25 protein-coding genes are annotated in these 24,242 nt (G+C 69.9%); 8 read left to right on the top strand and 17 right to left on the bottom strand.

Translation table 11 applies throughout. The features are described from left to right. Window positions 1–41 precede the first annotated feature (41 nt). The 6 genes from QRX50_RS17865 to QRX50_RS50310 all read left to right on the top strand — a co-directional run bounded on the left by QRX50_RS17865 (window position 42) and on the right by QRX50_RS50310 (window position 3,728). Window positions 42–464: a hypothetical protein gene (locus QRX50_RS17865; protein ID WP_285973063.1), complete on the top strand. Its 423-nt coding sequence runs from the start codon at window positions 42–44 to the stop codon at window positions 462–464. 187 nt (window positions 465–651) lie between these two features. Continuing rightward, a complete protein-coding gene (locus tag QRX50_RS17860) occupies window positions 652–1,281 on the top strand; it encodes an Rv1733c family protein (RefSeq protein WP_434533282.1) in 630 nt (209 codons plus the stop codon). Between the two features lie 225 nt (window positions 1,282–1,506). Further along, complete coding sequence (locus QRX50_RS17855; RefSeq protein ID WP_285973061.1) at window positions 1,507–1,953, top strand: helix-turn-helix domain-containing protein; 447 nt, start codon at window positions 1,507–1,509, stop codon at window positions 1,951–1,953. A 2-nt stretch (window positions 1,954–1,955) separates the two neighbouring features. Next, a complete protein-coding gene (locus QRX50_RS17850; protein WP_285973060.1) occupies window positions 1,956–2,486 on the top strand; it encodes a toxin in 531 nt (176 codons plus the stop codon). 332 nt (window positions 2,487–2,818) lie between these two features. Beyond that, entirely contained in the window at window positions 2,819–3,226 is a 408-nt protein-coding gene (locus QRX50_RS50315; RefSeq protein WP_434533174.1) for a transposase, read from the top strand. Next, window positions 3,174–3,728, top strand: coding sequence for an IS5 family transposase (locus QRX50_RS50310; protein ID WP_285973609.1), 555 nt, complete (start codon window positions 3,174–3,176; stop codon window positions 3,726–3,728). Before QRX50_RS50315 ends, QRX50_RS50310 begins: the two co-directional genes overlap by 53 nt. Here the strand turns inward: QRX50_RS50310 and QRX50_RS17840 are convergent. Together QRX50_RS17840 and QRX50_RS17835 are read right to left on the bottom strand one after the other, a co-directional pair. Then, window positions 3,725–7,087 (bottom strand): aminotransferase class I/II-fold pyridoxal phosphate-dependent enzyme, encoded by a 3,363-nt coding sequence (locus tag QRX50_RS17840; protein WP_285973059.1) that lies wholly within the window; start codon window positions 7,085–7,087, stop codon window positions 3,725–3,727. The genes QRX50_RS50310 and QRX50_RS17840 overlap by 4 nt on opposite strands. Before the next feature lie 202 nt (window positions 7,088–7,289). Beyond that, the gene (locus QRX50_RS17835; protein ID WP_285973058.1) at window positions 7,290–8,231 is read right to left on the bottom strand and encodes an NAD-dependent epimerase/dehydratase family protein; all 942 of its coding nucleotides are present in this window, start codon (window positions 8,229–8,231) and stop codon (window positions 7,290–7,292) included. Between the two features lie 274 nt (window positions 8,232–8,505). Here QRX50_RS17835 and QRX50_RS17830 point away from each other — a divergent pair, with 274 nt between their 5' ends. Together QRX50_RS17830 and QRX50_RS17825 are read left to right on the top strand one after the other, a co-directional pair. Next, window positions 8,506–9,216 (top strand): TetR/AcrR family transcriptional regulator, encoded by a 711-nt coding sequence (locus QRX50_RS17830; RefSeq protein WP_285973057.1) that lies wholly within the window; start codon window positions 8,506–8,508, stop codon window positions 9,214–9,216. Between the two features lie 31 nt (window positions 9,217–9,247). Beyond that, complete coding sequence (locus QRX50_RS17825; protein ID WP_285973056.1) at window positions 9,248–10,381, top strand: MAB_1171c family putative transporter; 1,134 nt, start codon at window positions 9,248–9,250, stop codon at window positions 10,379–10,381. 21 nt (window positions 10,382–10,402) lie between these two features. Here QRX50_RS17825 and QRX50_RS17820 read toward each other — a convergent pair whose 3' ends face one another. From QRX50_RS17820 to QRX50_RS17750, 15 genes are all read right to left on the bottom strand, one after another. After that, window positions 10,403–11,050 carry a DUF998 domain-containing protein gene (locus QRX50_RS17820; protein ID WP_285973055.1) on the bottom strand — a complete coding sequence of 216 codons (648 nt, stop codon included), beginning with the start codon at window positions 11,048–11,050 and terminating at the stop codon, window positions 10,403–10,405. A gap of 53 nt (window positions 11,051–11,103) precedes the next feature. Continuing rightward, a complete protein-coding gene (trxA, locus tag QRX50_RS17815; RefSeq protein WP_285973054.1) occupies window positions 11,104–11,433 on the bottom strand; it encodes a thioredoxin in 330 nt (109 codons plus the stop codon). Further along, window positions 11,430–11,825, bottom strand: a complete 396-nt coding sequence (locus QRX50_RS17810; RefSeq protein ID WP_285973053.1) for a MerR family transcriptional regulator — start codon at window positions 11,823–11,825, stop codon at window positions 11,430–11,432. The genes trxA and QRX50_RS17810 overlap by 4 nt, the downstream gene beginning before the upstream one ends. Window positions 11,826–11,867: 42 nt before the next feature. Further along, entirely contained in the window at window positions 11,868–13,055 is a 1,188-nt protein-coding gene (locus QRX50_RS17805) for an FAD-dependent monooxygenase (RefSeq protein WP_285973052.1), read from the bottom strand. Between the two features lie 122 nt (window positions 13,056–13,177). Next, a complete protein-coding gene (locus QRX50_RS17800; protein WP_285973051.1) occupies window positions 13,178–13,828 on the bottom strand; it encodes a TetR/AcrR family transcriptional regulator C-terminal domain-containing protein in 651 nt (216 codons plus the stop codon). 10 nt (window positions 13,829–13,838) lie between these two features. After that, window positions 13,839–14,321, bottom strand: coding sequence for a MarR family winged helix-turn-helix transcriptional regulator (locus tag QRX50_RS17795; protein ID WP_285973050.1), 483 nt, complete (start codon window positions 14,319–14,321; stop codon window positions 13,839–13,841). Window positions 14,322–14,437: 116 nt separating this feature from the next. Further along, on the bottom strand, window positions 14,438–16,129 hold the full coding sequence (locus tag QRX50_RS17790) for a feruloyl-CoA synthase (protein WP_285973049.1): 1,692 nt from the start codon (window positions 16,127–16,129) through the stop codon (window positions 14,438–14,440). Between the two features lie 159 nt (window positions 16,130–16,288). Further along, the gene (locus QRX50_RS17785; RefSeq protein ID WP_285973048.1) at window positions 16,289–16,765 is read right to left on the bottom strand and encodes a MarR family winged helix-turn-helix transcriptional regulator; all 477 of its coding nucleotides are present in this window, start codon (window positions 16,763–16,765) and stop codon (window positions 16,289–16,291) included. Between the two features lie 27 nt (window positions 16,766–16,792). Continuing rightward, complete coding sequence (gene asnB, locus QRX50_RS17780) at window positions 16,793–18,628, bottom strand: asparagine synthase (glutamine-hydrolyzing) (protein ID WP_285974493.1); 1,836 nt, start codon at window positions 18,626–18,628, stop codon at window positions 16,793–16,795. A 165-nt stretch (window positions 18,629–18,793) separates the two neighbouring features. Next, window positions 18,794–19,384, bottom strand: a complete 591-nt coding sequence (locus tag QRX50_RS17775; protein ID WP_285973047.1) for a TetR/AcrR family transcriptional regulator — start codon at window positions 19,382–19,384, stop codon at window positions 18,794–18,796. A 22-nt stretch (window positions 19,385–19,406) separates the two neighbouring features. Continuing rightward, window positions 19,407–20,711 (bottom strand): ABC transporter substrate-binding protein, encoded by a 1,305-nt coding sequence (locus QRX50_RS17770; protein ID WP_285973046.1) that lies wholly within the window; start codon window positions 20,709–20,711, stop codon window positions 19,407–19,409. After that, on the bottom strand, window positions 20,708–21,778 hold the full coding sequence (locus QRX50_RS17765; RefSeq protein WP_285973045.1) for a branched-chain amino acid ABC transporter permease: 1,071 nt from the start codon (window positions 21,776–21,778) through the stop codon (window positions 20,708–20,710). The genes QRX50_RS17770 and QRX50_RS17765 overlap by 4 nt, the downstream gene beginning before the upstream one ends. Continuing rightward, on the bottom strand, window positions 21,775–22,653 hold the full coding sequence (locus QRX50_RS17760; protein ID WP_285973044.1) for a branched-chain amino acid ABC transporter permease: 879 nt from the start codon (window positions 22,651–22,653) through the stop codon (window positions 21,775–21,777). Before QRX50_RS17760 ends, QRX50_RS17765 begins: the two co-directional genes overlap by 4 nt. Continuing rightward, a complete protein-coding gene (locus QRX50_RS17755) occupies window positions 22,653–23,360 on the bottom strand; it encodes an ABC transporter ATP-binding protein (RefSeq protein WP_285974492.1) in 708 nt (235 codons plus the stop codon). The genes QRX50_RS17760 and QRX50_RS17755 overlap by 1 nt, the downstream gene beginning before the upstream one ends. Further along, on the bottom strand, window positions 23,353–24,162 hold the full coding sequence (locus QRX50_RS17750) for an ABC transporter ATP-binding protein (protein WP_285973043.1): 810 nt from the start codon (window positions 24,160–24,162) through the stop codon (window positions 23,353–23,355). The genes QRX50_RS17755 and QRX50_RS17750 overlap by 8 nt, the downstream gene beginning before the upstream one ends. Window positions 24,163–24,242: the final 80 nt, after the last annotated feature.

Genomic DNA, 24,242 nt, shown 5'->3' with positions numbered 1-24,242 from the left:
AATCGAATCTTCTCGAAACAGTGCACGAAGGGGACGCGGTCATGACCCAGTCGATCGAAGCTCCGGCGAAGGAATTCTGCGTCGACTGGGAGATGGAGGGAACCGACGGCGGCCGCGTGAACGTCACGCTGTCGGGTCAGGTGAGCCTGCTCGACGGCAATCGCTTCTACAAAGTCGACGGCGTGCTCTACATCGCCGAAGGCGCCGAGTACTGCCGCCAGGTCGGCAACCCGCGCCTCTACGTCCGGCGCAACGGTGTGGAAGCGAGCGGCCGGCACTGGGGCTGGGAGGCGATCAGCTCACGCAAGACCGCCAACCGCCTCTGCACGATGGACGGTTACTTCGTGCGCACCGGTTACTGGGCCCCATCCGATCGGTCGATCCAGCTGAGCATCGTGGCGGAGCAAGGCATCACGCGGCGCAAGTCGTACAGCACCACGGCGACCGTCCGGCTCGTGGACTGACACCGGTTTCCGGGCTTCGCATTCAACGCACGGCGAGCATCGGGCGAGTCGGCCACGACGCGAAGTGACGGCGTTCACCCACAAGTGGGGTGAACACCTTGAGCGTGCTGAGGAACACACCGTTTTCCCAGGAAAACCAAAGAAAACGTTGTGCTGGACACAGCGCGCGCGGGCGCGCAAGAGGACCATGGATCTCATGCGGAACAAGGCCCGGGCTGGCAGACCACCTCTTCTTTTCACCCGTTTCCTGCGACGACTGGGGTTCGCGCGCAATCCGCTCGTGCGGCGCTCCGACCGGATCGAGGGTCTCCTCGCCGGCCTGGCCGTACTGATCGCGGTCTTGGCGCTCCCGCTCGTGGTGATACTCGGCAAGGCCGACGTTTCCCACGAGACCGCGGCGTCGGACGCGCAGCTGCGCGCGCGCCACCAAGTGACCGCGACCGTGCTCGCGCCCGCGCCGAAGCCGGCGTCGATGGGCGACAGCGCCCCGATCGCCCACAGCTCTCGCGTGACCGCCAGCTGGCGCCTGCCGAACGGCTCACCGCAGACCGGCGTCGTGACGGTGCCCGCAGGCGCCGGCAACCCCGGTTCGCAGGCGCCGATCTGGCTGGACGACAACGGCAAGCAGACCACCGCCCCACTCACCCACGCCGACGCGGTGACCAACGGCGTGCTCGTGGGCACCTTCACGTGGCTCTGCGCGATCGGCCTGCTCGCCGGCGCGTTCTGGATCGCCCGGCGCGTGCTCGACCACCGGCGCGCGGTGCGCTGGGCCGACGAATGGGCGCAGCTCGCCGGCCCGGAGGCAGTTCGCTGACGCCGGCTGCCTCCGGGCCCGGCCGGCGGACCGGCGGAGCGACACCCCCAGCGTCGCCCCGCGGCAGTACAACGCCTACCGCTAAGCCTGTGTTGGCGAGTTAACTATCAGCTAATTCGCCCTGCGCGCAGTCTTGTGTAGGGAGCCCCGATTGTCAACTGTCAGCTAATCTGAGATAGTCGACCTAGCTGAGAGCAATCAGGCGCTGGCCGAAGGGGGGCGGACATGTCCAATGACTCGGGTGATGACACTCGGCCGACGTTGGCCTCCAGGCTCGACGATCTGTTCCGCACGGTGCGTCCGCGGGGCAAGCACTGGACGAACGCCGAGGTGGCCGCCGAGCTGAAGCGCGAGTCGCCGGAGCTGAAGGTCGGCTCGGTGTATCTGTCACAGCTGCGGTCGGGCAAGCGCACCAACCCGTCGCAGGAGCTGCTGGCGGCTCTGGCGAAGTTCTTCGGGGTGTCCGTCGCGTACTTCTTCGACGAGAAGGTGGCGGGCGACGTGCTGAGCGAGCTGGCCGCCATCGAGGCGATGCGGCAGGCCGGCGTGCGCGCGGTCGCGATGCGCGCGGCGGGCATGCGTGAGGAGAACCTGCAGGCGATCACCACCATCATGGACCAGTACCGCCAGATGCAGGGCCTGCCACCGGTCAGCGACGAAGCGGCGGGCTGAGCATGGCGGAGGAGCGTCGCGACCAGCTCAGGCGGATGCGCGAAGAGGGCGCCCGGCGCATCGCCGAGCTGGACCTGCCGGAGGGCTGCGACCTCCCGACCCTGTGCGAACGGCTGGGCACCATCCGCGAACGGCCGATCACCCTCGTGCCGATGCCCATGCCGGCCTCCCACCCGTGCGGCATGTGGGTCGCGGCGCAACAAGAAGACCTGATCTTCTTCGACGCCAACACCACGGGCGCACACCAGGAGCACATCATCTTGCACGAGCTCGGTCACATCATCTGCTGCCACCGCGGCTCGGGCCTGCTCGACGACGAGAGCGCCCGATCGCTCTTCCCCAACCTCGACCCCGACATCGTCCGCGACATGCTGATGCGCGCCACCTACGACGACGCCCAGGAGCAGGAGGCGGAGATCATCGCCTACCTGCTGTCGGAGCGGATGGGCGTGGTGCCGGCCCCTGCCCCGGCCGCGAAGGTCCCGGCGGAGCAGGAGAAGCCGATCGACCGGATCGAGCGGATGCTGCTCTAGGAGCTCGCGAGCTCTTGGCTCGTTGGTCGGTTTGAGTAGCTTGGCTGCTCCCGGCTCCCGGCTCCCGGCTCCCGGCTCCCGGCTCCCGGGTGATGATCTCGACGAGGGCGGCGGTTGCAAGCGTTCGTACGGGAGCACCGTGTCGTTCCGCAGCCGAGTTCAGGTTGGCACGACCCCAGCAGCGCAGGCCGCAGACGCGAACCTGGGTGCACCGCGCATCGAGATCAGTGGCCGGCAGCAGACTCGAATTCAGCAGGCAAAAGCACCCCAGGCTCGCGATTGGGCGCCCGCCGCTAGGGCGTGTCTGACAAACGTCGTGTGTGGCGGCTGGGATGCTGTCGGTCGTGTCGCGGTTTGAGTTGCTGTCGGATGAGCAGTGGGTGTTGATCGAGGATCTGTTGCCGGTGCGTACCGGTAAGCGGGGTCGTCCGTTTTCGGACGCGCGGGCGATGGTGGAAGGGATCATCTACCGGTATCGGTGCGGGATCGCGTGGCGGGATGTGCCGGCGGTGTTCGGTCCGTGGCAGACGATCTGGACCTGGCACCGTCGCATGGCCGGTGACGGCACGTGGGACACCGTGTTGCAGCGGCTGCTGACCGCTGCGGATGCGGCCGGGATGGTGGATTGGGCGGTGTCGGTGGATTCCACGATCGCGCGGGCGCATCAGCACGCCACCAACATCAGGCGTGTCACAGGGGGCTGGGTCGAACTACACGGATCTGCTCGCCGAGCCGCCTGATCATGCGATCGGCCGCTCGCGCGGCGGCTGGAGCACGAAGGTCCACCACCTCGTCGACGGGAACGGCCGACCACTGGTGACGTTGGTCGGTCCCGGTCAGGCCGGCGACGCACCGATGTTTCCGCACCTGATGCGGCACCTGCGGATCCGTCGGGCTGGGCGTGGTCGGGCACGTACTCGTCCCGACCGGGTCCGGGGCGACAAGGCCTACTCCTCGCGAGCGATCCGCGGGCACTTGCGCACCCGCGGCATCACCGCCGTCATCCCCGAACCTGCCGATCAGGTCGGGCACCGCACACGCCGGGGTTCACGCGGCGGCCGCCCACCAGCGTTCGATGTCCTCGACTACCGCGGCCGCAACGTCGTCGAGCGCGGCTTCAACCTGCTCAAACAATGGCGTGGCTTGGCCACCCGCTTCGACAAGCTGGCCATCGTCTACCGCTCCGCCGTACTCCTCCACGCCGTGATCACCTGGACCAAGGCTTTGTCAGACGTGCTCTAAGCCCGCAGGCGAGCGAGTTCCGCGGCCACCGTCGTCGTTGTGTACTCCAGTTGTGCGGGTTCGTGGTCGCTGGTGAGGAAGAAGCGCAGGCGAGTCTGGGATTCGTCGACGGCCGGGTGGAGGATCGGGTCGACGATGATGCCGCGGTCGTAGAGGGTGCCGGCCAGGCGGAGCGTCGTGGTGGAGTCGCCGATGACGCAGGGGACGATGGGGGTCGCGGAGGCCGAGCCGGTGGGCAGGCCCGCTGCCTGGGCCAGCTGCAGAAAGGACACAGCGTTCTCGCGGAGGCGAGCCAGCCGCGAGGGCTCCGTGCGCAGGACGCGCAGGGCGGCCAGGGAAGCGGCGGCGCTGGCGGGCGTGAGGCCGACGCTGTAGACGAAGCCCGGCAGCGAGTAGCGCAGCCACTGGACCGTGCGCGACGAGCCGGCCAGGTAACCGCCGCAGCCGGCGAGGGACTTGGAGAGCGTGCCCATCCACAGGTCGACGTCGGACCGCTCGACAGCGAAGTGTTCGCCGACGCCGGCGCCGCCCGCGCCGACCGTGCCGATGCTGTGGGCCTCGTCGACCATCAGCAGGGCGCCGTAGCGCTTCTTGACGTCGATCAGGCCCGGCAGGTCGGCGAGGTCGCCGTCCATGCTGTAGGCGCCCTCGACCACGATCAGCACGCGGCGGAACCGAGCGCGCGTGCGGCGCAGGATGTCTTCGAGCTGCGCGACGTCGTTGTGCGGGAACGGGCGGCGCGTCGCACCGGAGAGGGTGCAGCCCTGCAGGATGCTGTCGTGCGCGAGCGAGTCGTGGACGATGAGGTCGCCGGGGCCGACGAGGTGGCCGATGGCGCTCACGTTGGTGGCGTGGCCGCTCACCAGCGCGAGGCAGTCGTCCGTGCCGAGGAAGGTCGCCAGCTCCGTCTCCAGCTGACGCGTGAGGTCGCGGTCGCCCGCGAGGAGGCGGCTGCCGGACACCGAGGTGCCATAACGTTCCACGGCGTCGTGCACCGCGGCCGTCACCGCGGGGTGACCGGAGAGACCCAGGTAGTTGTAGCTGGAGAACGACAGGTACTGCCGGCCGCCGACGGTTGTCGTGCTGGTCAGCAGGCCCTGGTGCTTGCGGAAGTACGGGTTCGGCACCCCGAGGTCCGAGAACTCCCGCAGCCGCGCGTCGATCGCCGCGGCCTCGGGGAAGTCGTCGATCGACGCGGTGGCCGGGTCGAACGCGACGACGCCCGCGAGCGCATCGATCGCCGTCGCTTCCGGGAGGTCCTCGATCGACGCGGTCGCCGGATCGAACACGACGGCCTCCGCCCGGGCGAGCGTGATGAGGCCCGCCACCGCACCGACGGTGACACCGCGCTCCTGCTCGATCTCGAAGCGCTGCCCGGGGAAGCGCTTACGAAGCTTGGCCTCCAGCTCCGTCAGCATGAGGGAGTCGAACCCGAGATCGTCGATCAGCGCCTGCCCGGCGCACAGGTCATCGACCGGGAACGCACTCGTGCGCGCGACCTCCGCCAGCACCACGGCCAGCACGTCCCGCGACGACGGAACCACCGGCGGCGCAACGGGTTTCGCCTCCGGTGCAGCACTCAGCGGCGGCAGCGACTGCGCCTCGACCCGCTTCGCCTCGTCGACGACCCAGTGGTTACGCGGGCTGAGCGGGCTCGGCGGCAGCGTGCACGGCGGCGTCCGGCCGATCACCGGCCGCAGCCCGGCGCCGGTCACGGCCAGCGCGGCCAGCTCCAGCAGCGGCAGGTCCGGCGCGGGCGTCTCGGCACCCGGCGCCACGACTCCGGCGTACGTCGCCGGCGCCAGCTCCCCCGTCGCCCCCGACTCCAGCGCGACGGAAGCCGCCACCAGCTTCGACGCCGCGTCGGCAGTGCCGTCCACGTCGTCCACCACCACGGCGAGCCGTTCGGCGAACAACGTGCGACGCGCCAAAGTGGACGCCACCGCGGCCAGGGGCAACGGCTCGCGCGAAAGCACCTCCGCGACCTCACGTGCGTGCCGCGCCAGCCCGGACCGGTCGCGCGCGGTCAGCAGCAGCAACTGTGAACCACCAGCAGAAACCGTTGATGCCGAAGGGGATTCCTCGAGCACCACGTGCACGTTCGTCCCACCGAAGCCGAACGCGCTCACCCCGGCGCGGCGCGGACCATCGGCGGTCCACGGCGTCACCTCGCCGGCCACCCGCAGCCCGGCCTCGTCGAGCGCCAGGTGCCCGGCCGGCTCGAAGTCCGGCTGCGGCAGGATCTGTCCCTTGTGGACCGACAGCACCGACTTGATCAGCCCGGCGATCCCCGCAGTCCCGAGTGAATGCCCCACCACGGACTTCGCCGCACCGAGGTACGCGGGCGTGGTCGCGTCGCGGCGCAGCTCGCCCAGCGCGTTGATCTCCACGTCGTCGCCCACCGACGTCGCCGTGCCGTGTGCTTCCAGGTACCCGACCGAGCCGGGCTCCACCTCGGCGTCGCGGTACGCGCGGCGCAGCGCCAGCAGCTGACCCGACTCCTGCGGCATCATGCCGCCCTTGACCGTGCCGTCGTTGGACAACCCGACGCCGCGGATCACCGCGTAGACGCGGTCGCCGGCCGCCTGCGCGTCGGCCAGCGGGCGCAGCACGAGCACGCCGGCACCTTCACCCAGCACGAACCCGTCGGCCCGGCTGTCGAACGGCCGGCACTCGCCGGTGCGGGAAACCGCGCCGATGCGGCACAAACCCACCAGCAGGTCGGGCGTGAGCACCAGCTGCGCGCCACCGGCCACGGCGATGCGGCAGCGGCCCGCCCGCAGCGCGAACACCGCGTTGGCCACCGCCGTGAGGCCGCCGGAGCAGGCAGCGTCGAGCGCGTAGCTCTCGCCGTGCAGGTCGAACACCGAGCTGATCGAGCTCGGGCCCATGTTGAGCAGCAGCCCGGCCATGGCCGTGGCGTGCAGGCCGCCGACGGCCGAGCCCGCCTCGGCCAGCTCGGCGCCCGCCGACCGGCCGAACTCGCCGCCCGCGAGCTGACGCAAGCGAATGTGAAGCGTGCTCATCTCGCGGTAGCCGCTCTCGGACAGCGACATGATCACCGACGTGTCTTCGCGCTCGAACCCGCCGGCCTCCCAGCCGGCGTCCTGCAGCGCTTCGCGCGTGAGGTCGACCAGCAGGCGGTGCTGAGGGTCGAGTGATTTCGCGCGGCGCGGCGGGATGCCGTAGTTCCCGGCGTCGAAGTGACCGACGTCGTCGAGCAGCGCCATCTTGTCGGAGTACGCGGCCGAGATGTCCCGGAAATCGTCGTTGTAGAACGAGCCCCGGCGCCACCTCGAATCCGGGACGGTCCTGAACTGAGGTTTCGGCTCGCTGAGCAGATCCCAGTACTCGTTCACGTTCCGCGCGCCGGGAAAACGGCACCCGATGCCGACAATAGCGATGTCCGGTCGATTTCCGATTTTTTGCGCAGCAGATCCCCAAGACGCCATCACAGAACTTCCTCGCGCCGATCGCCCACCCAGTAGGTGAGAGATTGCCCCGTGTCGATCGGATTTTCAAGGGCGTCCCGGAATTCGTGCGAAAATCCCCGACCGCAGGTCAACCCTCGGTAGCCAACCGATCACGCCACCAGCTCACCGTCGCCGCCGCCTGCTCGCCGAGCGGGGTGGCTTCCTCGCCCGAGAATTCCGTGAAGGCACGGGAATCCACCACGAACGGGCGGTCGAACTGGTAGCTCACCTCCTGCAGTTCCCGCAGCAAGGGCGAAACCAGGGCGGCCATCCGCAGCAACGGCGCCGGAAGCCGTTGTACACCGACCGGTGGCACGCGCGCCGCTTCGCACAGCACGCCGACCATCACGCGCGACGAACGCGCCGGCAGCGTCGGCACGTGCCACGCGCGGCCCCACGCCTTCTCCTCCGCGGCAACGCGCACCAGCGTGCGCGCGACGTCCGGGAGGTAGGTCCAGCTGTGCGGCGCGTCCGGGTCGCCCATCACCTGAACCTTGCGCCCCTTGAGCACCGCCGGCACCACGCGCGCGCCCAGGTGCCCGCCGTCGGTCACGCCCGGGCCGAAGAAGTCCGAAGCCCGCACCTCGGCGGCGCGAATCCGGCCCTGCTCGTGCAGATCGTGCAGCTGCTTCCACAGCTGCACGCGCACGCGGCCCTTGGGTCCCGTCGCCTCGAGCGGCAGGTCTTCGGTGATCGGCCCTTCGACGGGCCCGTAGCCGTACAGGTTCCCCAGCGCCACGAGCACGGCGCCGGTCGCCTCGGCCGCCGCGGCGGTGGCGTCGGCCAGCGGCGGCCAGTCGCGTGTCCACCGGTGATACGGCGGGCTCGCGCACTGGTAAATCGCGTCAGCACCCTCGGCCGCATCGGTCAGCGCGGCGCTGTCGGTCGCGTCGAGCACCACGTGCTCAAGCCCCGGCTCCTCGGGCCGCGGCGACCTGCCGATCACCTTCACCCGCTCGCCCCGTTCGGCGAGCAGCCTCGCCGTCGCCGCTCCCGCCGGGCCGAACCCGATCACCACGTGAAGACTCATGCGCCACACCATAGTCAGCCCGGTGAGCGGGATTGGCATTTCAGGTATCCGTAACTTCGGGTTCACGGCGAACTTCTTCGGACAGTTGTCCGTAACCCCTCGGACGCCTCAAGACCCCATCGTGAAAAGGCTCGCGATTAATCCGATTCACAGAGAATTCTCACTCCTCTTCAGCGCCGTGTTCCCGGTGGCCGGAGCCGCTTTTCGGACTCTAGGCGGCCGACGAGCGTTGGTGTAGGGTCGCCGATCATGGACAGTTCCGACAAGGATGCCTATGTCTTCTGAAGATCTCCCCCGGCTCGTCAAGGACACGGCTCGCCGTCAGCTCGCCGAGGCCGGTGCGACCGGTCTGACGCTGCAGACGGTGGCCGTCGGAAGTGGCGTGACCGTGGCCGAGGTGCAACCGTTTTTCGGTGATCGTGACGATCTCCTGACCGCATTGATCATCGACGCCTACAACGCCTCCGGCGAGGCCATGGAACAGGCCGATCCCGGCGAGCGGGAAACGGACCCGGGCGCGCGCCTGCTGGCCGTCACTCGCGCATTGCGCGAATGGTCGCTCGCCAACCCGGCCGAGTTCGCCTTGCTCTACGGCTCGCCCGTGCCCGGCTACGCGGCACCGGAGACCACGGTGGGCCCGGCTTCGCGCACGCCCGCCGCGCTCGCCGCGGTACTGCGTTCCGCGCTGGCGACCGGATCCCTCACGCCGCCGAGCCGGCCGCTGCCCGGTCCGACGCTCGTGACCGCCGAGGCCGTCGCGCTCTTCGGCGGACAGCCCGAGGCTCCCTACGGCGATCTGCTCGAACGCGGGATCGTGCTGTGGAGCAACCTGATCGGCCTGCTGGTGTTCCAGGTTTTCAGCCGTACGCACGACAGCGTTGCCGACCAGTCGGCCTTCTTCGACTACGCGGTGGCCGTGGCGGCGGAAGCCGTCGGCCTGGCCGTGCCGCTCGAAGACAGCCGGCGCGAGGCAGTGAACGCCTGAATCTCGAGTTCCGCAACTGGGGTGGTCTGGTGTGAACGCGCTGAAGATCGTGCTCTTCGCGTCGTCCGCGGTGTCGTCGTACGCCGCGTTCCTCTACAAGCTGGCGTCGATCCGGCGCGGCTGGGGTGACATCGGGTACGTCACGATGATGGTGACGCTGGTACTGCAGTGCCTCACGTTCACGATGGGGGCGGTGTCGCTCAGCGTCGTCACGTTCTTCGGCGTGCAGAACCTGGCCATCCTCGTGCTGCACCTCTCGGCGGTCGCCTACTGCATCAGCGCGCAGGTCCTGCTGATGCAGTGGGCGAACCCGCTCTCGGAGGTGCGGCGCGCGATCCGGGCGTGGATCATCGCCGGCGTCGTGCTGTGCGTGGTCCTCACGGCGTTGTTCTTCATCGGCAACCGCCCCGGCACACCGGCGTCGGCGTTCGGCACCGGCAGCAGCGACCCCGTCATCCTCGTCTACCTGCTGCTGTTCATCGTTTCGCAGGCCGTGCCGTGCGTGACGATCTACCACCAGTGCATCCCGTACGCACGAAGCACCACGAAACCGTGGCTGCGCCGTGCTTTGCGGATGCTCGCGGCCGGCGCGGTGGTGCTGTTCCTCTACTGCGCCGCGCGCACGGTGAACATCGTGAGCCCCATGTTCGGTCTGTCGGTCGGGCAGTGGGCGATCGCGGCGTCGCTGTTCAGCGCGCTCGGCATCGTGATCGTGTCGCTGGGGCTGACCATGCCGTCGTGGGGCGGGCACGTGTCGAACCTCCTTGCGTGGGGCCGGAACTACAGTTCTTACCGCGCGCTCTACCCGCTGTGGCACTCGCTCTACGAGTCGTCGCCGGGCATCGCGCTGGAGCCGCCGTCCAGCGCCGACCGCCAGTGGTCCGACCTGCACTACCGCCTGCACCGCCGCGTGATCGAGATCCGCGACGGCTGGCGGGCGCTGCGCCCGTACATGGACCGCGCCGAGTCCTCCCCGGCCGAACCGGCGGACCAGGCGCTGGTCGAGGCCACGAAGATCAAGCACGCGCTGCGGGCCAAGAACTCCGGTGTCACCCCGGCACGCAGTCAGGACAACGGCAGCTTCGACGACCACGACGCCAAGACCTTCGCCGCGGAAGTCGATTGGCTCACGCAGGTTTCGGCCGCGTATGGCCGATTGAGCTGACGTCGTCCGTCTGATGTGGACTCAGGCCTCGACCATTTCCGTGCGGTCGTGCGGCAGGTCGGCCAGCAGTGCCTCGCCCTTCACCAGCCACGAGACGCCGAACGCGATCACCGCGAGGGATTCCAGCCACACCGTCGGGTGCAGCGAAGCCGTGGCCGCGTCGAAGAAGAGCCCGTCGATCACGATCAGCGCGAGCGCCGCCAGCATTACGCCGCCGCACACGCGGTAGACGACGTTGCGCGCGCCTTTGCGTGAGGTCGGCGACGGATCGTCGGACTTGGTGAACAGGAAGAAGCAGAAGAAGGCCAGCGTCAGGAAGAAGATGCCGGCGAACACCAGATGGGCCACGCCGATCGCGCGCTCGGTCCCCGTCGGCGACGCCGGGCTGGTCGGGAAGAGCGCGACTCCGATGGCCGCGACCGCCGCGATGTTGCCGGCGATGTCGTCGATCCGGCCGTAACCCCGGTAGGAGACGAGGAAAACGCCGATGGCGCACATCGTGCCGACGAAGACGTTGCGCATATCGCTGTAGTAGTAGCCGCTCAGCGAGCCCTGCAGGCCGCCGCCTTGCAGCAGTTCCTTGCCGAGGATCACGACGAACGGCAGCGCGAGGCCGAGCACGCCGATCGCGCGGCGGAGGAAGAGGAACGAGCGCACGAGGGTGTTCACGGTTGCCTCCCCGGTGTGGTCCATAACCATTTTCTACCGGGTCGGCCGGGTTTTCACCGGATGGCGGGGGTGGTTCCCAAAACGTTGTCGAGCTCGGCGAGCAGCCGGGCCTTCGAGCGGGCGCCGACGATGGTGTGCACCGGTTCGCCACCGCGGAACAGGATGAGCGTGGGCAGCGACATGACCTGGTACTTCCGCGCCGTCTCGGGGTTCAGGTCGGTGTCGATCTGGCGCACCGTCAGGGAATCCGCCCGCTCGGCCGCGATCTCGGCCAGCACCGGCGCGATCATCCGGCACGGTGGGCACCACTCGGCCCAGAAGTCCACGAGCACCGGCTTGTCGTGGTCGAGGACGTCGGCGGCGAAGGTCGCATCGGTGGTCATCGGATCTCCTCGGCGGACGTTTCGAGCCGGCAGGGGTCGTGCCGGGCCGAAGCCCCGGCGAGCTTGTCCATCAACGCGGTCCGCACGGCGCCGAGGTCGGCCAGGCACTTCTCGACTTCCTCGAGCTTGCGCCGGTACACCTCGACCGAAGCCGGGCAGGCGTCGCCGGACTCGTGACCGGTGCGCAGGCAGTCGACGAACGGGCGGGTGTCTTCGAGGGTGAATCCGACCGTGCGCAGCGTCTGGATCTCGCTGACCAGCCGCAGGTCGCCCTCGTCGTAGTCCCGGTACCCGTTCGCCGCCCGCCCCGCCGGCAGCAGCCCCTGCGCCTCGTAGAAGCGCAGCGCCCGTGGTGTCGTCCCCGCCCGCCGGGCGAGCTCGCCGATCCGCATGCGTTCGACGGTAGACCTTGACGTGCGCGTCAAGGCAACCTCTCAGCCCGCGACCTTGCCGGTGTACTCCTGGTACTGCATCGCGTTCGCCGCCCGGGTGCTCATGTATTCGAACACCTTCCCGAACACGGGGCCGGTCAGCATGCGGTACATCCGGTTGCGGCTGCGCAGCTTCTTCTCGTTCTCCGGTACGAGGAACCCGCCCGAGCCGGCACCGTTCTTGTGGCCGATGTGCGCCGGCTTGCGCAGGCGCTGCTCGTAATTCTCGAACGCCGCCACGTGGTCGCCGTTCGCGGCCGCCAGCTCACCGGCGAGGATCTGCGCGCCCATCATGGCCAGACCCGTGCCGGAGCCGCCGGGGCCGGCGCACCACGCGGCGTCGCCGAGCAGCACCACGCGGCCCTTCGACCACTTGTCGACGCTGATCTGGCCGATGGTGTCGAAGTACAGGTCCGGCGCGTCGTCGATCGCGCTCAGCAGGCGCTGCATCTCCCAGCCCGCGCCGGCGAAAACGTCGGCCACGATCTCCTTCTGCCGCTCGGGGTCCGGCCGGCCGTAACCGCGCGGGTCGCCGCGGAAATACAGGATGACGGTGACGGTGTCGCCGTCGCGGCCGCTGTAGACCATCGCGCCGCGGCCAGGCTCGTTGAAGATCAGGCCGCTGTGGTCGAGCCCGAGGTGGTTGGGCGCGGTGAACGCGGCGACGTGGTAACCGAGGTCCTTGCGGAAGCGCGCCTCCGCGCCGAACGCGGCCGTACGCACCCCCGAGTGCATCCCGTCCGCGCCGACCACCAGGTCGAACCGGCGGGGCGCGCCGTGGCGGAAGGTCACCTCGACACCTTCGGCCGTCTCGGTCAGCGAAGTGACGCGGTCGCCGAACACGTACTCGGTGTAGTCCCGGGTGCGCTCGTAGAGGATGCGGGCGAGGTCGCCGCGCAGGATCTCGAGCTCGCCGCTGGCGAACGAGCTGGGTACGGTCACGATCGGCTTGCCCGCGGCGTTCAGCAGCAGCTGGTCGCCCATCGCGGTCTCGTACTTGCGCAGCTCCTCGGTGAGCCCCATCGCGTCGATCAGCTTCATCTGCTCGCCGCGGAAGTCCACAGCCTGGCCGCCGGGCCGCAACGCCGGCGCCGCCTCGACGACGGTCACGGAGTAGCCGTGGTGGTGCAGCCAGAAAGCGGCCGACGGCCCTGCCACGCTGGCACCGGAAACGAGCACGGTCTTGGTCATCGCTGGAGTCCCTTCTCGGGGTTCGGCTTTCGATGACGCAAGACTGCGGCCCGGCGCTGACCACGCCCGCACGGTGCGCTGACGGTGTTCGTGCGCGGTGGTCAGCCGGATCGACGCGACCGTCAGCGCAGGCCGCGAACGCCCGCAACCAGCAGGTCGACGCCGCGCGCGAAGTACGAATCCTCGTCGCCACACGCGGCGAGCGCGTCGGCGGCAGCCGAGACGTTCGGGAAGCGCTCGGGCGACAACGCCGCCAGCGCGACCCGCTTGCGCTCCACGGCCTCGTCGCGTGTGGCCGCGGGATGCACGTCGGTGGCGCCAGGCTCGGCCGTCACGAGGGTCACGCCGGCCCACAGCAGGTAACCGCCGAGCTCCGCGGCTTCTTCGGCCGTGAAACCGGCTTCGCGCAGCAGGCCGAGCACGTGGTCGGCCACGGTGAGGCCGGCGTCGGACTCGAGGATTCGGGGCGGGACAAGGCCGGCGACCGCGGGGTGGGGGCGCACCGCGGCGAGCACCGCCACGAGCGCGGCCCGCAACCGCGCGTCCCAGGTGCCCTCGGAATCCGGCAGCGACACGTCCGCCAGCAGGCGTTCGGCCAGGCCAGCCACAAGCTCGTGCTTGTCCTTGAAGTGCCAGTACAGCGCCATGGGCGTGACGCCGTGGTCCTGCGCGAGGCGGCGGATCGTCAGCGCGTCGAGGCCCTCGCGATCGGCCAGGGCGAGCGCGCCGTCGACGATCGTGTCGCGGCTGAGCTTCTCGCGCGTTTTGGCCACGAAGCCGACTTTACCTCGTACAGGGGCCGTCTTCGTCGTCCGCGTTAAGGCGCGAGGCCATGCGGGCGAAGACGCGTTCCAGCACCTCGAGCTCGTCGGGTTTGACCTGCTCGAAGAAGTATCGCCGCACGGTCTCCACGTGCTCGGGCGCCGCCGCCTCGATGGCTTCGCGCCCGGCCGGGGTGAGGCGCACCATCGCACCGCGCGCGTCGTCCGAGCAGTCCTCGCGCGTGACGAGGCCGCGTTTCTCCATCCGGCTCACGTGGTGCGACAGCCGGCTGCGATCCCACCGGATCTGCATCCCGAGGTCGCGCATGCGCAGCACGTCGCCGGGGGCCTCGGAAAGCGGCACCATCAGCGTGTAGTCCGGGCCCGAGAGCCCCGCGTCGCGCACGAGCTGCCGGTCGATGGCGCCGTTCAGCGACCGCTGGAGCAGGTGGAACAGCTTCCAGACGTGCAACTCGCGCTCATCGAGCCAGCGTGCGTCCGTCATGAAGTGAGTCTACCCAATTTGTTGACGCATCACCATATTGTCTGCCGCGCCTCCGGCGGGGCGTGCGAGATCGCCTCGGAGCGATCTCGCGGGTTGCCTCAAGCGGTGAGGGGCGGTCATCGCGCGACGATCACCGCGGCGTCCGGTTCACCAGCGTAAAGACGCTCGACGAACGCCACCCGCCGGGCCAGTACGCGGCGCTGGTTGAGGTAGCCCTTGTCGGTGATCTCGCCCGCGTCGAGATCCGGCGGGTCGGCGAGCACCACGATCCGCTCGACGCGGCCCGCCGAGCCGGCCGCGGAGTTCATCGCGGCCAGCAGCTTCCCGACGTGCGCGCGCAGCTCAGCGTGGACCACGCAGCCGTCCGAGGCGTCGAGCGAACCCGCGAACAACGCCCGCGCTTCGGCCTGGTTGAGCCAGGCCAGCGCGCTGACGTACGAGCGGTTCTCCCCCGCGATCACCGCGTCGGACAGCAGGGGCACGGCCGAGAGCAGCGCCGTGCGCAGGGCACCGACGCGGACGAACGTGCCCGTGTCGAGCTTGAAGTCCTCCGCGATGCGGCCGCCGAACAGCAGCCCAGCGTTCGGGTCGTCCGAGGCCGGCACGGCGGCGTCGCCCGTGCGGTAGAAGCCTTCCTCGTCGAACGCCGCGGCCGTGAGGTCGGGCCGGTGCAGGTAGCCGGGCGTCACGGAGGCGCCGCGCACCCGGATCTCCCGTGCCTCGCCCACGGGCGAGAGCTTGACCTCGAGCCCCGGCAACGGCACACCGATGCACCGCGCGTCCTCGAACGGGAAGTGCGCGCTCGTCACGGCGGGCGCGGTCTCGGTCGCGCCCCACGAGCTCGTCAGCGGCACGTCGACGCCGGCCGCCCGGGCCGCGTCCGCCAGCCGCGTGCGCAACGCCGCCGGCAACGCGGCCGCCGCGTTGAACAGCAACCGCAGGCGCGAGAAGAACGCGCGCGCGAAGTCGGGATCCTGCTCCAGCACGGGCACGAGCTGCGCGTAACCCGCGGGCACGTTGAAGTACAGCGTGGGCCGCGCCGAGCGCAGGTTCTCCAGGCTGCGGCCGAACAGCCGCGGCGCCGGTTTGCCGTCGTCTACGTGGAGCGTGCCGCCGTTGTGCAGCACCAGATCCACGTTGTGGTTGCCACCGAAGGTGTGGCTCCACGGCAGCCAGTCGACGAGTACGGGCCGCTCCTCACCCAGGAACGGCCAGGCCTGCCGGATCGACTGCTGGTTGGCGCACAGCATCCGGTGCGTGTTCAGCACGCCCTTCGGCGAACCGGTCGAGCCGGACGTGAAGAGCACCTTCGCGAGCGTGTCCGGCCCCGTCGCGGCGTACGCGGCTTCGAGCTCCGGACCCGGCGAAGTGGCCAGCAGATCGTCGAGGGATTCCGCGCCCGGCACAGCGTCGACCTCGCTCGTCAGGACTACGGCGGGCCCTTCGACGGCGGCGAGCGCCTTCGCGAACGGACCACCGGCCTCGGCGAACACCAGACCGGGCTTCAGCACCTTCGCGATCTCGCGAATTCGCGCGTGGTCGCCGCTGAGCAGGGAGTACGCGACGCTGATCGGCGCCACGGGGACACCCGCGGTCAGCGCGCCGAGCGTGAGCACGAGGTGGGCGACGGAGTTGCCCGAGAGGATCATCACCGGCCGGTCCGGACCGAGGCCGCGGTCGAGCAGCGCCTGCCCGAGTGCGTCGGCGCGGCGGCGGACCTCGCCGTACGTCAGCGTCGCCCAGCCGTCGTCGTCGCGTTCGGCCACCAGCGGATGGTCGGGGTCGATGCCGGCCCAGTCGCGCAGCATCGCGGCCACTGCGCGGGTAGGCGCCGAGCGGGTCACGAGAGCGGAAAACGACACTCCCGTCCGGCCGGTCCTCGCGTTCGACGTCGGGTTCAGCGAACATTCGACCGTTTCCTCCTCGAGACCCGCTGTGTCTCACACGAATACCGCGGTCTCACACAACTATTGCGGGTCGTGAGGAATTTGTCGAATATCAGTTTCGGCGCCGTCGGTCATCCGGCGCAGCACCGCCCCCGCCTTGAGCAGCAGCTCGACCTCGTCCTGTTCGAGGTCGCCGAACCGCTCCACGAGCACCCGTGACTCGTCACGCACCACCGCGCCGAGCCGGCGCCGGCCCTGCTGGGTGAGGTGCACGTAGCTCACGCGCTTGTCGCCCGCGTCGGCCGCGCGCGCGACGAAGCCCGCCTCCTCCATGGCGTGCACGACCTTGGTGGCCGTGGGCTGGGAGCAGCCGACCTCCTCGGCGAGCGTCCCGATGCGCAGGGGTCCGGAGCGGGCCAGCTTGGCGAGCACCAGCAGCTGCGTTCGCGGCAGGTTGTCGGGCGGCGCGGCCCGGTGCAGCTCGCGCAGCAGCCGGTACAGCGACAGCACGAACTGGAACGCCTCGTCGGCGTCGACGTCCGGCGACTCGCCCACCATGGCCCGCTCCTCACCCTCGTGATCACCTCACCGGACGCGCAGCTCCGGTGAGTACAGATCGAACCAGGTCGCGAAGTTCAGCACACGCTCCACGAGTGGCCGGAGGAAGGGCACGGTGTCCTCCCGGGCAAGCAGGCCCGTCAGCAGGCCGCGGTCGAACAGGTCGAACACGGGGTGCGCCGGCGCGGCCAGCAGGTCGCCGACCTGGTCGCGCAGGGCTTCGAGGTACTTCGGGTCCTGCGTCGACGGGTAGGGGCTTTTCACCCGTTCGGCCACCGACACCGGCAGCACGTCGCGGGCCGCCGCGCGCAGCAGGCTCTTCTCGCGGCCGTCGAACGTCTTCGTCGTCCACGGCGTGTTGTACACGTACTCCACGAGCCGGTGGTCGCAGAACGGCACGCGCACTTCGAGGCCGGTGGCCATGCTCAGGCGGTCCTTGCGGTCGAGCAGGATGCGCACGAACCGCGTGAGGTGCAGGTAGCCGATCACGCGCATGCGACGCTCGTGCTCGGTCTCGCCGGCCCGCGTGCCGGCCTCCGCGACCGCCGCCGAGTACGAGTCCCGCAGGTGCGTGGCAAGGTCCAAAGAGGACCGCACACCCTCGGCGAAGATCTGGCTCACCCCGCGTTCGCCCGACTGCAGCCGCCGCGCGAGCCACGGGAAGGTGTCGGCCTGCTGCACCTTCGGGTCGTGGAACCACGCGTAACCGCCGAAGACCTCGTCGGCCGACTCACCGGACAACGCGACGGTGGAGCGCTCGCGGATCGCGCGGAACAACAGGTACAGGGAGCCGTCCATGTCCCCCAGCCCCGTCGGCAGGTCGCGAGCCCGAACCACCGTGCGGCGCACGGCCGGGTCGGCGAGCTCCGCCGAGTCGAGCACGATGTCCTGGTGCAGCGAGCCCACGTGCTGGTGGACGTCACGCACATACGGCGCGTCCGGCGTGGCCCGCAACGCGTCCGGCACGAAGTTGTCTTCCTGCCCCACGAAATCCACCGCGAAGCTGCGCACCCGCTCGTCCTGGTCGGCGAGCTGCCGGGCGGCCAGCGCGGTGATGACACTGGAGTCGAGGCCGCCCGAGAGCAGCACGCAGCGCGGCACGTCGGCCACGAGCTGGCGGCGCACGATGTCGTCGAGCAGCTCGCGCACGTGCTGCACGGTCACGCCGATGTCGTCGGCGTGCTCGGCTGGCTGGAGCTGCCAGTAGCGGCGCACCTTCAGGCCGGTGCGGTCCAGCGTCACGACGGTGCCGGGCTCGACCTCCCGCATGCCGGCCCACACGGCCTGGCCGGGGTTCTTGGTGAACGACAGGAGCTCACGCAGGCCGTCGGTTTCCACGACGGGCCGGATTTCGGGGTGCGCGAGGATCGACTTGGGCTCGGAACCGAACAGCAGCCCGTCGCCGTGCGGCGAGTAGTACAGCGGCTTGATACCCATCCGGTCGCGGATCAGGACCAGGCGCTCCTCGCGCGGGTCCCAGATCGCGAACGCGTACATGCCGTTGAGGCGTTCGGCCAGGCCGGTACCCCATTCCAGGTAGCCGCGCAGGACCACCTCGGTGTCGCTGTTCGTGGTGAAGCGGTGCCCGCGCGTCTGCAGTTCCGCGCGCAGCTCGGCGAAGTTGTAGACCTCACCGCTGTAGGTCAGCGCGACCGTGCCGCCGGCCTCGGCCGTCATCGGCTGCGTGCCCAGCTCGAGGTCGATGATGGCCAGGCGCCGGTGGCCGAACGCCGCGTGGCGGTCGAACCACATCCCGCTCGCGTCCGGCCCGCGGCACGCCATGGTGGCGGTCATGGCCGCCACCGTCTCCCGCTCAGCCGCCAGGTCGCGGCCGTAGTCCACCCATCCCGTGATCCCGCACATGTCCAGCCCCCGGAACATTTTGAGAGAGAAACATTCATAGGGAATGAAACTGGGTTACGCGGGCGAGCGCCACCCGGACGAACCGGACGCGAGCGTGCCGATCCGGCTCGGGCGCCGAGGTTTCCGCTGCTGGAGTGACCGTCGAACCGAGAGGGGTGGCGTGTGTCACGAAGTGGGGTAGAGCCGGCCCATCAGTTCGAGGACCTCCTCGATCATCTGCCCCGCCTTCGCCTTCGACGGAGCGGCCGCGACCTCGCGGCCCGCCTCCGTCGACATCGCGGTGAGCGAGAGCACGAGCATGTCCGACAGCGGCCGGGTGTGGCCGTTGACCAGCGTGGCGTTGGCCGTGAGCCACTCCCGGAACCGCTCGCGCGTGAGCAGGCCGAAGCCCGCCGGGCCGTTCCCGGACAGGAACAGCCGGGCGAGCTTGCGCTCCTGCCAGCACCCGTCGAGGTAGGCACGCGCTCCGGAGATGTATAGCCGGAGCGCGTCCTCCTCGCCCTGCGCCAGCGCCGTGCGGAACGCCTTGGCGGACCGGTGCTGCTGGCGGCGGTTGTACTCGTTGTAGAGCGTGATGTAGAGATCGGACTTCGCGACGAAGTGGTGGTACAGGCTGCCGATGCTGGCGCCGGCCCGTTCGGCGATGGCGGCCATGCTCGCCTGGTCGTATCCCGACGCGGTGAAGACCTCACCGGCCGCCTCGAGCAGCGCCGCGCGGGTTGCTTGCGCCCGCTTGCTCCCTGTCGCCTCCGTCATGGCGTGATTGTGCCGGACGGACTCACGCCGCGGGGATGCCGTTGGCCGGAGCCTGTGGTTGCGGTTGTGTGTAGGGGGTCACGGGACCGTCGCCGTCGTCGGTCGTGAGCGGCGTTCCGGACGACACCTGCTTGCCGCCGGAGATGGTCGCGATCTGCCCGCCGGTGTAGCCCGCGTGCGAATCCGCGCCGTAGCGGAACGGCACCAGACCCGGCCCGGCGAGCCCGCCCTTCTTCAGCGCGTCGATCACGCCCTGTCGCGTCGGGTTCTGCCCGGCGCGGGCGAGCGCCTGCGTGAAGGTGTAGGCGTAGGCCATGGCGTAGTAGACGTTGCCGTCGAAAGGCACATTCGGGATGTACTGGTCGTGGATCTTCTTGAACAGCGCGGTCCACGAGTTGCTCGTGTCGTCGACCGGCGGCAGGTAGGCCGACGTGACCAGGCCTTCGATGAGGTCCTGCCCCTTCACCGACGAACCCGCCTGCTTGGCGAAGTTCTCCAGCAGCCCCGACACGGTGATCGGGTCGGCGCCCACGCTGGACGCGACGAGCGTCGGCGAGTATCCGAGCTTCAGCGAAGTCAGCTTGAACAACGCGGTGTAGGCCGGGATCGCCTCGAGTACCACGACGTCGGCCTTCGTCGCCGCGATCGCCGACACCTGCGCGGCCACGTCGGTGTTGCCCGGCTGGTACGGCTGACGCGTGACGACGAGGCTCTGGTCGATGTATTTGTCGAGGCCCTTCATGCCGTCGCGGCCGAAGTCGTCGTCCTGGTAGAAGTAAGCGACCTTCTTGCCGGCCAGGTTCTTCTTCACGTAGTCGCCGAGGATCTTGCCCTCCACCGTGTAGTCCGGCTGCCAGCCGAACGTGTAGGGGTTCTTCTCCGGCTGGTCCCAGCAGGTGCAGCCGGACGCGACGAACAGGTCGGGCACGCGCGAGGAGTTGAGGAAGTCCACGACCTTCGTGTGCGTCGGCGTGCCGAGCGAGCCGACGATCGCGAACACCTTGTCCTGCAACACGAGCTGCTTGGTCAGCGTGACGGTCTGGGCCGGGTTGTAGGCGTCGTCGAGGTACTTGAGGGTGATCTTGCGGCCGTTGATGCCGCCGTTGGCGTTGACGTAGTCGAAGAACGCCTTCGCGGCCGGCCCCTGCTCGCTGTAGCCCGGCGCGGCCGTGCCCGTGAGCGGAATCGTGGACCCGATGGTGACGCTGTCGGCGGTGATCCCGGGAGTGGACTCCGCGGCGTCGTCACCCGAGGCGCAGGCGGTGGCGGTGAGGGCGACCACCGCGGCCAGGGCGACCGCGACGGATGCTGGTCGGCGTACGGTCATCTTCTCGTCTCCTGACGGGTCTGGAGTGGACGGACGAAACGAGCCTTGAGCAAGGCGCCGAGCTTGCGGACCCCCGACTGGATGCCGCCGGGGAACGCGATGATCACCACGATCAGCACCAGCCCGTAGAGCACGAGCGGGATGTTCGCGTAGATCGCGCGCGGCAGGTCGGCCTGTTGCGCGAGGTCGGCGGTCCAGTTGGGCAGCAGGGTCACGATCACCGCGCCGTACACCGCGCCGGCGAGACTGCCAAGCCCGCCGAGTACGGCCGCGGTGAGCAGGGACAAGGACAGCGAGAGCGTGAACGCGCCGGGCGCGGCCAGGCTGTTGACGATCGCGAACAGCCCGCCCGCCAGGCCCGCGAACGCCGCGCTGATGCCGAACGTGACGATCTGCGTGCGGGCCACGTGCACGCCCGACAGCGCGGCAGCTTGCTCGTCTTCGCGGACCAGCCGCATGTCGCGGCCGATCCGGCTGCGCGTGAGGTTCGCGAGCAGGAACAACGTGACCACCAGGCAGAGGCCGCAGATCCACGCCTGCCAGCGTTCGAGCGGAAAGCTCTCGCCGAGGGAAAGCGGCGGCGGGTCGGAGGTGACGATGAGGCCGTTGGCGCCGCCGAGCAGGTCGCGCAGGCCGTGGTAGTCGGCCAGCGACGGCAGCCCGACGGCGAGCGCGAGGGTCGCACCCGCCAAGTACGGGCCACGCAGCCGGGCCGCCGCCACGCCGACCAGCGAACCCAGCGCGCCGCCGATGACCACCGAACCGAGCAGTACGAGCACGAGCGGCCAGTCGAGGTGTTCGAGCAGCAACGCCGTGGTGTAGGCGCCGACGGCCACGAACGCGCCGTGGCCGAGGGAGATCTGGCCGGACAGTCCGGAAAGGACGGTCAGGCCCGCCGTCGCGATGGCGGTGTAACAGATCTGGGCGAACTGCAGGTTCGCGAACGAGTCGAGCGAGGTCGTCACGAAGTACAGCACGATCAGGCCCAGCACCGAGAGCGTGAGGTGGCGGACCAGCGTGGACCGCTGCCAGAAGCGGACCGGTGCCGCCGCGGCGAGCGCCGTCATACCCGCCTTCCCTTCGTCGAACCGAACAGCCCTTGCGGACGCAGCATCAGCACCCCGATGAGGACTACGAGCGAGGCCAGCGTGACGATGTCGGACCCGAGGTAGCCGGCCACGTAGCTGAGCACGATGCCGAGCGCGAGCCCGCCGACGACGGCGCCCGGCGGGCTGTCGAGGCCGCCGATCACCGCCGCGGTGAAGCCGAACACCAGGACCGCGTCGAACGCCGTCGGGCTCACGAACGTGCTGGGGGCGACCAGCACACCGGCGATCGCGCCGACCGCCGCCGCCAGGGCCCAGCCGACCGTGAGCATCCGCCCGACGCGCACGCCGAGCAGGCGCGCCACTTCCGGCGCGAACGCCGAGGCCCGCATGCGCAGGCCGAGATTCGTCTTGCGGAACACCAGCGCCAGCACCACCATCACGGCGAGCACCACGAGCACGATCCACAGGTCGTTGGGCGCGAACAGCAGCTGCCGGTCGCCCACCTTGAACCCGGCGATGCCGAACGCCGGCGGGTACGAGCGCGGGGTGCCGCCGAAGAGCATCCCGGCCACGCCCTGCAGCAGCACGAGCAGGCCGAAGGTCACCACCACCGCGTCCAGTGGCGATCGTTTCTCCACCGGCCGCACCAGCACGCGTTCCACCACGGCGCCGAGCACGAGTCCACTGAGGACGGCCACGATCAGCGCCAGCCAGTAGGAGCCGCCGTGGGAGACGATCGTGTAGGCGATGAACGTGGTGATCATCAGCATGCCGCCCTGCGCGAAGTTCACGATCCGCGTGGAGCGCCAGATCAGCACGAGCGCCAGCGCGACGGCCGAATACACGGCCCCGCTGGTGAGCCCGGCGAGGGTCAGGTCGAGGAAGCGGCCCATCACACCTCCAGGTAGGCGCGGCGCACGCGGTCGTCGGCCGCGAGGGTGTCGGCGGTGTCGTCGGCGACCTTGCGGCCGAGGTGCAGGACGACGGCCCGGTCGGCGACCGACAGCGCGGTCGCCGCGTTCTGCTCCACCAGCAGCAGCGTGAGGCCGTTCTCCTCGCGCAGCGTCCGCAGCACGGCCACGATCCGGGCCGAAACCCGTGGTGCGAGGCCGAGTGAGGGTTCGTCGAGCAGGAGGAGCTCGGGCCGGCTCATCAGCGCGCGGCCGATGGCGAGCATCTGACGTTCGCCACCGGAAAGCGCTTCCGCGCGCTGGTGCCGGCGGTCGGCCAACGGGGGGAACAGGTCGTACATCTCGCCGGTGCCCGAGCGCAGCCAGTGCCGGTCGCGCCGCCACAGGCCACCGAGGCGCAAGTTCTCCTCCACCGTCAGCTCGGCGATCACGCCGCGGCCCTCGGGCACGTGCGCGACACCGAGGCGGACGAGATCCTCCGGGGCCAGGCGCGTGATGTCGTGGCCGTCGAGCTGCACGGCGCCGTCACGCGGGCGGTGCAGACCACTGAGTGCCCGCAGCAGCGTCGTCTTGCCGGCACCGTTCGAGCCCAGCACCGCGGTAATGGATCCCTGCTCCACCACCAGGTCCACGTGGTCGAGCGCCCGCACCGGCCCGTAGTCCACGACGAGCCCGCTGACGTCAAGCATGCGCACCGCCCTCTCCCGCGACGGCCGCTACGGGGTCGCCGAGATAAGCCCGCTGCACCTGCGGGTCGGCCCGCACCTGCGCCGGCGTGCCGCGGGCGATGACCTCGCCGAAGTCGAGCACCACGAGCCGGTCGCACAGGTTCATCACGAAGTCCATGTGGTGCTCGACCAGCATCACGGTCGTCGCCGGCGCCAGGCCGCGGACGATGTCGGCCAGCTCGCCGACCTCCGTCGCCGACAGGCCGGCCGCCGGTTCGTCGAGCAGCAGCAACCGGGGCTGGCTCACCAGGGCGCGCGCGAGGGCGACGCGTTTGCGCACGCCGTAGGGCAACCCGGCGCAGATCCGCTTCGCGTCACCGTCGATTCCGAGCTCGCGCAGCACGTCCATCGCGCGGGCGGCGAGCGCGCGTTCGTCGTGGTCGGCCCAGGGTGACCCGAGCAGCGCGCCGCCGAGGCTCGTGCGCGAGCGGTGCGTGGCGCCCGCGACCACGTTGTCCAGCACCGTCAATCCCGCGAACAGACCGAGTCCTTGCAACGTGCGGGCGATGCCGTGGCGCGTGAGCCGCTCGGGCCGGGGCCGCTCGAGGGCCTGGCCGGCGAAGGTGATCGTGCCGGAGCCGGGCCGCACGAACCCACAGATCGTGTTGAACAGCGTGGTCTTGCCCGCGCCGTTCGGGCCGATGACGCCGAGCACGCACCCGGCGTGGACCTCCAGCGAAACCTGCCTGAGTACCTCGAGCCCGCCGAAGGAGACACAGAGTCCCTCAGCGCGCAGGAGTACAGGATCCTCGACCACGCTCACCCCACCGCCTCGTTGCAGTGACACCGGCAAAGCAGAATCCGATTCGGACGCGACGAACAGTACAGACATCTCCCTGGCTT

Origin of the sequence: Amycolatopsis sp. 2-15, from assembly GCF_030285625.1 — a bacterium.
Classification (GTDB): domain Bacteria; phylum Actinomycetota; class Actinomycetes; order Mycobacteriales; family Pseudonocardiaceae; genus Amycolatopsis; species Amycolatopsis carbonis.
The sequence above is the reverse complement of the archived record's forward strand: the minus strand, read 5'-3'. Positions and strand labels throughout refer to the sequence as shown.